Consider the following 12,157-nt stretch of genomic DNA (forward strand, 5'->3'; position numbering starts at 1 on the left):
TTGGACCCCTGACCTTACTTCTTCTTGCCGGCGATCGGCTTGGCCTTGCCCTTGCGGGTGCGCGCATTGGTGTGCGTGCGCTGGCCACGGACCGGCAGACCCTTACGGTGGCGCAGGCCACGGTAGCAGGCGAGATCCATCAGACGCTTGATGTTCATCGCGGTCTGGCGACGCAGATCGCCTTCCACGGTGTAGCTGGCGTCGATCGCTTCGCGAATCTGCAGCACTTCCTGATCGCTCAGGTCCTGCACGCGGCGCTCGGGCGCGATTTCCAGCTTGGCGGTGATTTCCTTGGCCTTGGTCGCGCCAATGCCGTGGATATACTGAAGCGCGATAACGACGCGCTTGTTGGTCGGGATGTTAACACCCGCAATACGTGCCATGAAATTTATTCTCCCAGCTCCACGAGGCACCGCATGGCAGCGTGCCCCATCTCGTCGCGTTGATCCGAAAATGCAGTGGCACGACGCGCGCTAGAGCGCGCCGCCGGTCCAACCGATGCTTCGGAAGATGGGCGACATATGCACCCACGCCGACGCTGTCAAGCGCTGCGCTGTTGTTTGGTGGGAACCAATTGCATACACCAACATTGCCCCGCCGCCAAGCTGCACCGGTCCCGCACCGGGAATCCCGTCGCGCCGAGCGCCCGCAATGGCGCGTTCGGGAGGCGTGGCGCCATAGCTCACGCCACCGGCAACACGATCGTGACGATCAGCCCCGGCGCATTGTCCGACAACTCCAGCCTGCCCCCGTGCAGCCGCGCCACCGCCTCGACCAGCGCGAGGCCCAGCCCGGCGCCCGGCAGGCTGCGCGCGGTGTCGAGTCGTCCGAACCGGCTGAGCGCCTGCGCGCGATCCGCCTGGGCGATGCCGGGGCCGCGATCGGCGATGGCGATGCGGACCTCGCCGGGCGTGCTCGCCAGCCACAGCGCGATTTCGCCGCCGCCTCCGGCATGGCGCATCGCATTGTCGATCAGGTTCGCCAGCGCCTGCGACAGCAGCTCGCGGTGGAGCGGCAGCGGCGGCGGCTGCACCGTCGGCAGCTCGACGAAGAAGCTCAGCCCCGCCTCTTCGATCACCGGACCGTACAGGTCGGCGATTTCCTCGACCAGCACGGCGGGCGCGAGCGGCTGGAGCATGTCACGCGTCATCGCCTGCGAGCGGCTGATCTCCAGCAGCACCGCCAGCATCCGCATCACCAGATCGGTCTCGACGATCAGCCCGGCCAGCGCCGAGTCGCGCTGTTGCGGCTCCTCGGCCGCAAGCGCCGCCTCGGCACGGGCACGCAGCCGGGCCAGCGGCGAGCGCAGGTCGTGCGCGATCGAATCGGTGACGACCCGCAGCTCGGTCATCAGCCCGTCGATCCGGTCGAGCATCGCGTCGATCCGCACCGCAAGCCGATCAAAGGCGTCCCCGCCGCCGCCAACCACGCCGACCCGGCGTGTCAGGTCACCCGCCGCCACGCCGCCGACCGCATCGGCAATCCCGTTCAGCCGCCGCGTGACATAGCGCGTCAGCACCAGCCCGCCCGCCGTGCCGAACAGCACCGACAGCAGCACCGCGAGTATCAGCGCCCGCTCGATCGTATGCTGGGCGCGCTCCCAATCGTCGAGCAATCGCCCGCTGACCAGCCAGTTCGCCCCGATCGGGCGGACGATCACCCCCGCGTCGCGGCGCCACGGCCCGGTGATGCCGAGCGTGCCGATGCGGAAGCGCGGCGCCTCCGGGGCAAAGGCGAGCTGCTCCGGCCCTTTGCCGAACAGCCGGTGCCCGTTGCCGTCGACGACCAGCTGGACGAGCGACGGATCATCGGGCTGGCGCGCATCGATCCCCTGCCGGAGCGCGGCCATCCCGCCCGAGCGCCACAGCGCCTCCAGCGTATCGGATTGCTCGGTGCTGTCGCGGCGCAACTGCCCGACCGCGTCGTCATGCGTCTGGTGCCAGACGAAGCCGATCATCGCCAACCCGGTGAGCAGCGACAGCGTGATCGCGAGCAGCGCAATCCGCGCCGTGATCGTCAGCCGCATCAGGCGTCGAGCGCCAGGCGGTATCCCGCGCCGCGCACGGTGTGCAGGATGGGCGCGCTGAACCCTTCCTCCAGCTTGCGGCGGAGGCGGCCGATATGGACGTCCACCACGTTCGAGCCCGGATCGAAGTGATAGTTCCAGATCTTTTCGAGCATCATCGTGCGCGTCACGACCTGTCCGGCGTTGCGGGCGAGAAATTCGAGCAGGTTGAACTCGCGCGCGCCGAGCAGGATCGCCCTGCCCTGTCGCGTCACGGTGCGTGCCAGAAGGTCGATCTCGAGATCGCCCACCGTCAGCCGCGTCGTCTGGACCTCGGCGGCGCTGCCATCGGCGCGGCGCAGCAATGCCTCGACTCGCGCGAGCAGCTCGGCAAAGGAAAAGGGCTTGGTGAGATAGTCGTCGGCGCCCGCGCGCAGGCCCTTCACGCGATCGTCCACCGTACCGAGCGCGGAGAGCACCAGCGCGGGAGTGCGGATGCCGGCGGCGCGCAGCGCGTTGAGCATCGCCAGCCCGTCGAGGCCGGGCAGCATCCGATCGACGATCATCACGTCGAATATGCCTTCGGAGGCAAGGAACAGCCCGTCGCGCCCGTCGCCGCAGGTCTCGACCGCAAAGCCGGCCTCGCTCAGCCCCTTTGCCACATAGGCGGCGGTCTGGGCGTCGTCTTCGACGATGAGGATCTTGCGGGTCATGCGGCTCGCCTGGAACTGGTCGACGCGACGCGGAGACGGCGTCGCTGCGCCACCCGTGATAGAGGGGGGGGCGGCCGGCGGAAAGGGGGAGCTTTCCGCCGGCCGCGGCCAGCGCCAGGGTGATTGGGGGGCGCCGGCCGAGGAGATTATCGTGCCGCCTTATGCATGCGCATGGCGGTCTTGATCGCCTTGAGGATCTTCGCAACGCGGGGGCTTGCCGATGCAAGGGGCATCGCGCCGGCAGGCAGATCCGCAGTGCACAGGGGAGACACCACGGCGGGGAGAAGGCGTTGCGAAAGCGTCATGAACGCATCCTTGTACTCAACAGAGCCGGAGGAGTTGGGCGGCTCTGGGGCGGTACTACCCCTCCCCGCCCCGCAGCGCGGTGACGCCCGCATGAAGATTTTGTCATTTCCGACGGGGATTTCGGGGCGATTGCGCCCTCGCCGTGTCGCCCCAAACGAAAAGGGGCACCGGCGTGTCCGCCGATGCCCCTTGTTCGCGCTTGCCCTTTCGGGCCGGCGCTAAATCAGTCTGTGCCGTCGAGGATCGCCGCGATCTGGCGGCCTACCTCTTCCATATCGGCCATGCCGTCGACGCGGCGGACGAGGCCGCGCGCTTCGTACAGCGGCAGGATCGGCGCGGTCTTGGCGCGGTATTCGGCCATGCGGGTGCGCACGGTCTCGGCATTGTCGTCCGGGCGGCGCTTGAATTCCTCGCTGCCGCACACGTCGCACACGCCCGCCACCTTGGGCAGCTTGTAGCGATCGTGATAGCCGGCGCCGCATTTGGCGCAAGTGAAGCGGCCGGTGATGCGATCGACCAGCGCATCCTCGTCGACGACCAGCTCGATCACATAATCGAGCTGGCGACCGCGATCGGCGAGCAGCGAATCGAGCGATTCGGCCTGCGCCGCCGTACGGGGATAGCCGTCGAAGATCGCGCCCTTTTCGGTGTCGGCCATGTCGAGCCGTTCGCCGATGATACCGGACACGATTTCGTCGGAGACCAGTTCCCCGGCCTCCATCACGCTCTTCGCCTTGAGGCCCGTGGGCGTGCCCGCCTTTACGGCGGCCCTCAGCATGTCACCGGTCGAAAGCTGGACCATGCCCCGGTCCGCTTCGAGCCTGCCTGCCTGGGTGCCTTTACCGGCGCCAGGAGGGCCCAACAGGATAATATTCACTCGTGCTCCCCACAAAGTGCTGCGCGTTCAGCGCATGCGGCCCTTCAGCTTGGCCTTCTTGATCAGATCGCCATACTGGTGTGCCAGCAAATGCGACTGAATCTGCGTAACCGTGTCCATCGTTACGTTGACAACGATGAGAAGGCTAGTGCCGCCCATCAGCAACGGAACGCCCATCGCCGAGAAGGCATATTCCGGCACCAGGCAGATCACGGTCAGATAGGCCGCACCGATCACGGTGATGCGCGTCAGCACGTAATCGAAATAGGCTTCGGTGTTCTTGCCCGGACGGATGCCGGGGATGAACCCGCCATAGCGCTTGAGGTTGTCGGCGGTTTCCTCGGGATTGAACACCACGGCGGTGTAGAAGAACGAGAAGAACACGATGCCGAGGCCATACAGCGCCATGTACAGCGGCGAGCCGTGGCGCAGATAGGTATTCAGGTTGATGACCAGATCGCCCCACCAGCTGTCGCCCGCCGTCGCCTGGCCGGCGAACTGGGTGATCGTCAGCGGCAGCAGCAACAGCGACGACGCGAAGATCGGCGGGATCACGCCGGCGGTGTTGAGCTTGAGCGGCAGATGGCTGCGCTCGGCCTGCACGCCGCGCGCGGTCTGGCGCTTGGGATACTGAATCAGGATGCGGCGCTGGGCACGCTCCATGAAGCAGATGAACAGCACCAGCGCCGCGACTCCGGCGATGACCAGCACCAGCATCAGCGGGTTGATCGTGCCCGTGCGGCCGCTTTCGAACAGCTGGACCAGCGTGGTCGGCAGGCGCGCGACGATGCCCGCCATGATGATGAGCGAAATGCCGTTGCCGATGCCGCGGCTCGTGATCTGTTCGCCGATCCACATCAGGAACAGCGTGCCGCCGACAAGGCTGATGACCGCGCCGACGCGGAACAACAGGCCGGGGACGATCACCGCCTGCAGCCCCTGCGACGCGCCGAAGCTCTCAAGCCCGACCGCGATGAAATAGCCCTGCACCGCCGTCAGCGCGACCGTGCCATAGCGGGTATACTGGTTCAGCCGCTTTCGGCCGCTCTCGCCTTCCTTCTTGATGGCGTTGAGCGTGGGACTGAGCGAGGTCGCGAGCTGCACGACGATCGACGCGGTGATATAGGGCATGACGCCCAGCGCGACGATCGACATGCGCTGCAACGCGCCGCCGGTGAAGTTGTTGAAGAAATCGAGCACCCCGCCCTGCGTCTGCTGTGCGAGCAGGTTGAGCTGAGTCGGATCGACACCGGGCAACGGCACATAGCTGAGCAGCCGGAAAACGATCAACGCGCCCAGCGTGAACCACAGGCGCTTCTTGAGTTCGGTGGCCTTGGAAAACTTCGCAAGGCTGATGCTGGAGGCGAGTTGGTCGGCTGCGCTAGCCATCGATTACCCTGTCCCGAAATTGAAAAGGCGGCGGGACCTATCCCTAGCCCCCGCCGCCCATATAGGTAGTTCCGCAGGCTTGTCTAAGCCCAAGCGGAAATATCAGCCCTTAGCGGCCGCAACCTTGGTCGCCTTGTCCGCCTTGCGGGCGTTCTGCGCGACACGGTGCTTCGCCTTGTGCTTGTCGGCTGCGGGCACGATCTCGGGGATCGTCACCGAACCGCCAGCCTTCTGGACGGCCTCGATCGCCGACTTGGACGCGCCGGCAACCGTGAAGTTGAGCTTCGCGGTCAGCTCACCCTTGGCGAGGAGGCGGACGCCGTCCTTGCCGCCACGGGTCAGGCCCGCCGCGTTCAGCTCGGCCTGGGTGATGTCGGTCGCGGTCAGCTTGCCGGCGTCGACAGCCTTCTGGATCGCGCCCAGGTTCACCTCGGCATAGTCCTTGGCGAAGATGTTGTTGAAGCCGCGCTTCGGGATACGCATGTGGAGCGGCATCTGACCGCCCTCGAAGCCGTTGATCGAGACACCCTCGCGGCTGTTCTGACCCTTGACACCGCGGCCACCGGTCTTGCCCTTGCCCGAACCGATGCCACGGCCGATGCGCATACGACGATGGCGTGCGCCTTCGTTGTCGTTGATTTCGTTGAGCTTCATAAAATGCACTCGCTTTCGCTTTTTTCGCGCTGATGGGAAGCGGCGGGCCATAGCGGGGGAAGCGGGGAATGTCGACTCTTGTTTGGCGGGACCGCCGATCAGGGCGATGCAGCAGGCATCATCGCGTTGAAGTGGGGCCTGAATGCTTCGATGTCGCAATGCCCACTATTCGCCACCGGACCGCCGCCCTTCCCGGCGTGCCTTCGCTAAGCGAAGACGAGCGGGCTCGGTATATACACGTTCCAAGAGCTGCTCGGTAAAGTCTATCAAATCCTCAGCATCTTCCTTGTTCAGCGTGCCGTCGTGCGCACCGTCGTTTCCATCTTCACGCACACAATCCGCAAGATCGCGCAGCTCAGGTGCGATTAGACTGGCTGAAAAGAGGTACTCCAAACGGTCGTAAAGCCGTTTGCGCTCGGCATTGTTTGGCCCGCCTGCCGCTGAAGGCGTGTCCGGCAGAAGTGATTTGGTGGCGAGGTCTAACGCAAGCCGAAACATCGCGGCAGCGGCGTTATAGGCGCCGATTGAGAAGCTCGCAGCCCCTTCCTCAAAGCACCTAGAGCAATTTCACATTGACCGTTGATATCCAGCGGCCTGGAAGAAGTTGGCACATTCGCAGGGCGGGAAGCGATCAAGGAGTTCGCCGATGCGCTCGACAAGAGCATCGACGGTTCGGGCTGGCTGCTGGCGCAGGAGTGCCTTGAGCTTGGCGAAGGCCATCTCGATCGGGTTCATGTCGGGGCTGTAGGGAGGCAGGTAGAAGAGCTGGGCGCGCCGGGCGGTGATCGCCTCGCGGATGCCGGCCACCTTGTGGGCGGGCAGATTGTCGAGCACCACGACATCGCCGCGCCGGAGCGTGGGGGCCAGGACGTCGCGGACATAGACCCGGAAGGCATCGCCATCCATCGGCCCATCGAGCACCCAGGGCGCGGTCATGCCGGTCAGGCGCAGGCCGGCGATGAACGTCATCGTCTTCCAGTGTCCGAACGGCACGCGATCGCGGCAGCGCTCGCCGACCGGCGCCCAGCCATAGAGCCGCGCCATCTTGGTGTTCACCCCTGTCTCGTCGAGGAAGACGAGGCTTTCAGGGTCGATGAACGGCTGGGCTGCCCGCCACAGCGTGCGCCGCGCCGCCACGTCCGGCCGCTCCTGCTCGGCTGCGTGCAGGGCTTTTTTTAAACGACAGGCCGAGCCGCCGCACCGCATTCCACATCGCGCCGGTGCTGAGCCCGATTCCGTGTTCGGCCAACAGCCAGGCTTGTGCCTGCGCCAGCGTGATCCCTGGTTGCGAGCGGATGTGCTCCGCCAGCGCCAGTTCCTGCGCCGGGGAGAGCTTGCGCGGCGGGCGGCCGCGGTTCGGGTTGATCCCGGCATCGCCGGTCAGCCGCCGCCGGATCCGAGCCTTGTAGATATAGGCCACGCTGACCTTGAAGAGCACTGCTGCCTCGCGGACCGGCATCCCGCCGTCCACCGCCGCCAGCACCCGATCACGCAAATCCTGCGAGTAACTCTGCCCAGGTCGCCAACCCATCGCCGCCTCCTTCGTGACGGCTGCCTATGAATCACACGATCAGCGAAAAGGGAATCCCCCGTGATTCCACCCGTCGTGAACCCGCTCTAGCTACGTTGCTCGGCAAATGTTCCGGAGCAGAAATGGAGACGTCATTCGCCACCGTAACGAATCGTGAGAAACTCAAAAAGTGAACAGATCCGACGTAGGCGGATACAGTCCCAGCCGAATAACCACCATTTACCGGCGCCTTGGTAGACAACAGGGTAATTGAACAACCATTGCACCGCCGGCAGCGCGCGAAAGCCTCAAAAACCCAATTTCCGTCGGCCAACCTAGAAGGACTGTCGCCTAGCAAGTCGAAGGTGATCGATTTAGCACCGCACCTGCGGCAGTCTTCAACCAATTCAGCCATTTAAACACCCGCCGCCGCCACCTCTGAGATTCGCATAGTGGTAATACCCAGGTCCGGCAGTCAACCCGTCCTCCGGATTTTCGCTCGGGAGCTTCCCATCAAAAAGGACGGAGGTTGCCCCCGCCCTTTTCTGGTTTGCCGGTAAAACCGACCAAAGGCCCCAGCCCTCGATCACCTTCACCATGTGAGGCAGCTTGCGGATCATGCCGCGCGCTTCAGGGCTGCCTTACAGCTCCGAAACCAGGTTCCCCAAGTTGATGCAAAAGCCCAACAACACTGCGGACTGATCGATCGCCGCTCAGTCCTTGCTGCGGCGGAACCGCATCTCGCCTTCGGGGCGGTGGAGGATCAGGTCGGTGCCGTCCGCCTCCAGATAGGCGCCGGTCAGGTCGACGACTCCGAAATCGTTGGGGATCAGCCTGAACGTGGCGATCGTCCCGGCCTGCGCGCGCAGGGGCAGGCGTGCGGACTGGATGCGATAGGCGCGCTTGAAGAAGGTGACGGACTGCGGCACCCGCCCCTCGCCCGCCGGCAGCGACCAGGGCCCTCCGGCCACGTACGACTCCAGCGGCTCGCCTTTGTCGAACCCGATCAGCAGGTCGATGCCGGGAATGTCCTGCCCATTGGGGGCGAGCAGGCGGATCGCGAAGGGCTCGCCGGGTGCCTGCTCGACCGGCCCGGCGACGATCTCGGGCGCCACGGGGCGCGGCGTGCTGGTCAGTTCGATCCGCGCGCCAACGCGCTTCCAGCGGCCCTGTGCCCGCTCGTCCAGCGACCCGACGGTCAGGCCGTATTGAAACGACCCGTCGGGCGCGAGCCGGATGCCGGCGACCAGCTCCATCTCCGAATGCACATAGTCCCCGGCCACGGCATCTGGAATCGGATCGCGCGCCACCGTCCCCGCTACCGCCGGCTGCGCGCTGACAGGCAGGGGCAGCGCGAGCAGCGCAGCCGCCGCGCCCATGGGGAGACCGAGGATTGAGATGAAGGTGGACACATGCGCTCCCCGGATACCAGTTGCGCCGCCGAGCTTAGCAGGCCCGCCCGGCGCGACAAGGATGGACGCCTTGCGCTTGATTTCCCGCGAAACTTGCCTGGGCGGACGCCGGAGCAAAAACCGGCAAAATGGGTTGAACACTTTCGATGCGGTCGCGCTCGCGGCGGCGGCCAGTTTGCGGTCCTATCGGGGAGAGGAATGCATGCGTTGGTTATCGTCCGTCTCGGCACTCCTGCTATGCAGTGCCGCCCTGTCCGTTCCAACCGCCCGCGCCGCCGAGCCTGCAAAGGGCCGAACGGCAGGTCAGCGCGTCGCCGACTGCCGACAGGCATCGAACGTCGATACCTGCTGGGAAGCGGGCGTGGCCGCAGAAAAGCGCGGAGACGCGGTCGCCGCGCTGGCCAGCTACGACCTGTCGTGCGAGGCCGGCTTCCAGGTGGGCGGATGCTATGACGCCGGAAAAATCTACTTCCTCAATCGTGCCTTGCGCGACTATCGCGCCGCCGAGAAGCGGATGGCGCGGGTGTGCAGCTCGGACGACGTGGGCAGCGGGCCCTATGCCTGCAAATATCTGGGCATCATCTATCGCAACGGACTGACCGCGAAGGCGCAGCCGGATCGCGCCTTTGCGACGCTCTCGCGGGCGTGCTTCTTCCACAATGACGGGCCGTTCATCGACGGCAATGGCTGCGAGATCCTGGCCGACAGCGTGCCGAGCGCCGATGCGATCGCGGTGGACGCCTCGGTCTGGCACCGCGACTATATCGCCTATCTCGCGCTGGTGATGGGATGCACCGACGACATGCCGGCGCTCTGCACGAAGGCGCAGGCGCTGCACCGCCGCGCGCTCGCCAGTTCGGCCAAATGGGTCCGCATCTGCGCCGAGGATGTCAGGAACAGCGCCCATCTCCATAGCTGCGCCGATCTGCCCAAAAGCGCGCTGGCTGCCGGCTATGACACGCGCCAGACGCTGCGGCGGCAGCTGGTCCGGCTGTTCAACGGCGCGACCGAGTTCTCGGGATAGAAAAAGGGGCGATGGTTTCCCACCGCCCCTTTTCGTTTTTCACTGCAAGCGAACAAAGGCGTCAGCCCTCGATCACCTTCACCATGTGAGGCAGCTTGCGGATCATGCCGCGCACTTCGGGGCTGTCTTCCAGCTCCGACACCCGGTGCATCTTGTTGAGGCCCAGGCCGATCAACGTTGCGCGCTGATCCTTGGTGCGGCGGATCGGCGAGCCGATCTGCTGGATCTTGATGGTTGCCATGATCGATTACTCCACAACGGCCGCAGCATCCGCCTCGGCGGTCTGCGAACCACCGCGGCCGAGCAGGTCGGCAATCTTCTTGCCACGACGCTGAGCAACCGACTTCGGCGAAGTCTGTTCGTTCAGCGCTTCGAACGTAGCGCGGATCATGTTGTAGGGGTTCGACGTGCCGATCGACTTGGTCACGACGTCTGCAACACCCAGCGATTCGAAGATGGCGCGCATCGGGCCACCCGCGATGATGCCGGTGCCTTGCGGCGCCGAACGAAGCGTCACGCGGCCTGCGCCGAAATGACCGTTGCCGTCGTGGTGCAGCGTGCGGCCTTCCTTGAGCGGAATGCGGACCATTGCCTTCTTGGCAGCCGCAGTCGCCTTCGAAATGGCTTCCGGCACTTCGCGCGCCTTGCCATGGCCGAAGCCTGCACGGCCCTTGCCGTCGCCCACGACCACGAGTGCCGCGAAGCCGAAGCGCTTGCCGCCCTTCACCGTCTTGGACACGCGGTTGATGTGGACCAGCTTCTCGATCAGCTCTTCGCCGCCATCGTCCGGACCGCCACGGCGATCGTCGCGACGGCCACGGTTGCCGTCCCGGCCACCCCGGCCGCGGTTGTCACCGCCGCCCGGGCCACCGCGACCACGGCCGCCGCGCGGGCCACGGCCCTGCTGCTCGGTAGCCTGACCGGCGTCCTGCGCCTCGACCGGTGCGTCGGTCGTGTTGATTTCATCGGCCATCTTAGAACTCCAATCCGCTCTCACGCGCGGCATCCGCCAGCGCCTTGACGCGACCGTGGTAGAGGAAGCCACCGCGATCGAAGACGACCTGCGTCACGCCGGCTGCCTTGGCAGCTTCTGCAACGCGCTTGCCGACTTCCTGCGCCGCGGCGATGTTCGCGCCGGTCACGCCGCGCACGTCCTTCTCCAGCGTCGAAGCGGCGGCGATCGTCTTGCCCTGGGCATCGTCGATCACCTGGGCATAGATGTGCTTGCCCGAGCGATGGATGGAAAGCCGGGGACGGCCACCCGCACGCGCGCGAAGCGCAGTACGGTTGCGGCGGCGACGCTTTGCGAAAAGCGAAAGACCCTTGGTGCTGATCACTTCTTCTTCCCTTCCTTACGGAAGATGAACTCGCCGTCGTACTTGATGCCCTTGCCCTTGTAGGGCTCGGGCTTGCGCCAACGACGAATCTCTGCGGCCACCTGGCCGACCTTCTGCTTGTCGATGCCCGAGATCTCGACCGTGGTCTGATCCGGCGTCTTGATCTCGATCCCCTCGGGGATGTCGAAATTGACGTCATGCGAATAGCCGAGCTGGAGCTTGAGCACCTTGCCCTGCGATGCCGCACGATAACCGACGCCGGTGATCAGCAGCTTTTTCGAGAAGCCGTCGGTCACGCCGGTGATCAGGTTCTGCACCAGCGTGCGGTGCATGCCCCAGAAGGCACGCGCCTGCTTGGTGCCGTTGGCCGGCTGCACCGAAATGGCGCCGTCCTCGAGCGTGTAGCTGATCTCGTCGCGCATCGTCAGCGTGAGGGTGCCCTTGGGCCCCTTCACGTTGAGCACGCCGCCTTCGATCGTGGCGGTCACGTTTGCCGGCATGGGAACCGGCTTCTTGCCAATGCGGCTCATCAGAAGACCTCCGCGAGCACTTCGCCACCGACATTCTGTTCGCGCGCTTCCGCGTCGGACAGAACGCCACGCGGCGTCGAGACAATCGTGATGCCCAGGCCGTTGCGGACGCGCGGCAGTTCCTGCGAACCGCTGTACACCCGGCGACCCGGCTTCGAGATGCGCGCGACGTGCTTGATCGCAGGCTGGCCCTCGAAATACTTCAGCTCGATGCGGATGCCGGCCGCGGGGCCCATCTGCTCTTCGCTGTAACCACGGATATAGCCCTCGCGCTGGAGGACGTCGAGCACCCGCGCACGCAGCTTGGACGCCGGGGTGAGGACAGAGTCCTTCCGGGCGCGCTGGCCGTTGCGGATGCGGGTGAGCATATCACCCAGGGGATCGGTCAAAGCCATCGTTC

General features: G+C 65.5%; 16 protein-coding genes. 1 reads left to right on the forward strand and 15 read right to left on the reverse strand.

What is annotated here, in order from left to right; genetic code table 11:
- Window positions 1-14: 14 nt before the first annotated feature.
- The 10 genes from rpsM to ACG3SL_RS14010 all read right to left on the reverse strand — a co-directional run bounded on the left by rpsM (window position 15) and on the right by ACG3SL_RS14010 (window position 8,866).
- Window positions 15-383: a 30S ribosomal protein S13 gene (gene rpsM, locus ACG3SL_RS13965; RefSeq protein ID WP_448661775.1), complete on the reverse strand. Its 369-nt coding sequence runs from the start codon at window positions 381-383 to the stop codon at window positions 15-17.
- Between the two features lie 299 nt (window positions 384-682).
- Entirely contained in the window at window positions 683-2,026 is a 1,344-nt protein-coding gene (locus ACG3SL_RS13970; protein ID WP_448661776.1) for an ATP-binding protein, read from the reverse strand.
- Window positions 2,026-2,718 carry a response regulator transcription factor gene (locus ACG3SL_RS13975; protein WP_448661777.1) on the reverse strand — a complete coding sequence of 231 codons (693 nt, stop codon included), beginning with the start codon at window positions 2,716-2,718 and terminating at the stop codon, window positions 2,026-2,028. Before ACG3SL_RS13975 ends, ACG3SL_RS13970 begins: the two co-directional genes overlap by 1 nt.
- Before the next feature lie 529 nt (window positions 2,719-3,247).
- The gene (locus ACG3SL_RS13980; protein WP_448661778.1) at window positions 3,248-3,901 is read right to left on the reverse strand and encodes an adenylate kinase; all 654 of its coding nucleotides are present in this window, start codon (window positions 3,899-3,901) and stop codon (window positions 3,248-3,250) included.
- Between the two features lie 27 nt (window positions 3,902-3,928).
- On the reverse strand, window positions 3,929-5,290 hold the full coding sequence (gene secY, locus ACG3SL_RS13985) for a preprotein translocase subunit SecY (protein WP_448661779.1): 1,362 nt from the start codon (window positions 5,288-5,290) through the stop codon (window positions 3,929-3,931).
- Between the two features lie 102 nt (window positions 5,291-5,392).
- Window positions 5,393-5,944: a 50S ribosomal protein L15 gene (rplO, locus tag ACG3SL_RS13990; protein ID WP_448661781.1), complete on the reverse strand. Its 552-nt coding sequence runs from the start codon at window positions 5,942-5,944 to the stop codon at window positions 5,393-5,395.
- 165 nt (window positions 5,945-6,109) lie between these two features.
- A complete protein-coding gene (locus tag ACG3SL_RS13995) occupies window positions 6,110-6,469 on the reverse strand; it encodes a DUF4145 domain-containing protein (protein ID WP_448665131.1) in 360 nt (119 codons plus the stop codon).
- Window positions 6,470-6,511: 42 nt separating this feature from the next.
- A protein-coding gene (locus tag ACG3SL_RS14000) for an IS630 family transposase (protein ID WP_448661782.1) occupies window positions 6,512-7,475 on the reverse strand; the annotation gives its coding sequence in 2 pieces (ribosomal slippage) (window positions 6,512-7,123 and window positions 7,125-7,475; 963 coding nt in all).
- Window positions 7,476-7,861: 386 nt separating this feature from the next.
- Window positions 7,862-8,074, reverse strand: a complete 213-nt coding sequence (locus ACG3SL_RS14005) for a hypothetical protein (RefSeq protein ID WP_448661783.1) — start codon at window positions 8,072-8,074, stop codon at window positions 7,862-7,864.
- A gap of 93 nt (window positions 8,075-8,167) precedes the next feature.
- On the reverse strand, window positions 8,168-8,866 hold the full coding sequence (locus tag ACG3SL_RS14010; protein WP_448661784.1) for a hypothetical protein: 699 nt from the start codon (window positions 8,864-8,866) through the stop codon (window positions 8,168-8,170).
- Window positions 8,867-9,227: 361 nt separating this feature from the next.
- On the opposite strand from ACG3SL_RS14010, the gene ACG3SL_RS14015 reads away from it, so the two are divergent.
- Window positions 9,228-9,890: a hypothetical protein gene (locus ACG3SL_RS14015; RefSeq protein WP_448661785.1), complete on the forward strand. Its 663-nt coding sequence runs from the start codon at window positions 9,228-9,230 to the stop codon at window positions 9,888-9,890.
- Window positions 9,891-9,951: 61 nt separating this feature from the next.
- On the opposite strand, the gene rpmD is transcribed toward ACG3SL_RS14015, so the two are convergent.
- From rpmD to rpsH, 5 genes are read right to left on the reverse strand one after another with little or no spacing between them, the layout of a single operon-like run.
- Window positions 9,952-10,131, reverse strand: a complete 180-nt coding sequence (gene rpmD, locus ACG3SL_RS14020; RefSeq protein ID WP_448661786.1) for a 50S ribosomal protein L30 — start codon at window positions 10,129-10,131, stop codon at window positions 9,952-9,954.
- 6 nt (window positions 10,132-10,137) lie between these two features.
- Window positions 10,138-10,863 (reverse strand): 30S ribosomal protein S5, encoded by a 726-nt coding sequence (gene rpsE / locus ACG3SL_RS14025; protein ID WP_448661787.1) that lies wholly within the window; start codon window positions 10,861-10,863, stop codon window positions 10,138-10,140.
- Between the two features lies 1 nt (window position 10,864).
- The gene (gene rplR / locus ACG3SL_RS14030) at window positions 10,865-11,224 is read right to left on the reverse strand and encodes a 50S ribosomal protein L18 (protein WP_448665132.1); all 360 of its coding nucleotides are present in this window, start codon (window positions 11,222-11,224) and stop codon (window positions 10,865-10,867) included.
- Window positions 11,224-11,757 carry a 50S ribosomal protein L6 gene (rplF, locus tag ACG3SL_RS14035; protein WP_448661788.1) on the reverse strand — a complete coding sequence of 178 codons (534 nt, stop codon included), beginning with the start codon at window positions 11,755-11,757 and terminating at the stop codon, window positions 11,224-11,226. The genes rplR and rplF overlap by 1 nt, the downstream gene beginning before the upstream one ends.
- Window positions 11,757-12,152, reverse strand: a complete 396-nt coding sequence (gene rpsH / locus ACG3SL_RS14040; RefSeq protein WP_044333367.1) for a 30S ribosomal protein S8 — start codon at window positions 12,150-12,152, stop codon at window positions 11,757-11,759. The genes rplF and rpsH overlap by 1 nt, the downstream gene beginning before the upstream one ends.
- Between the last annotated feature and the right edge of the window lie 5 nt (window positions 12,153-12,157).

This window comes from Sphingomonas degradans, from assembly GCF_053502645.1.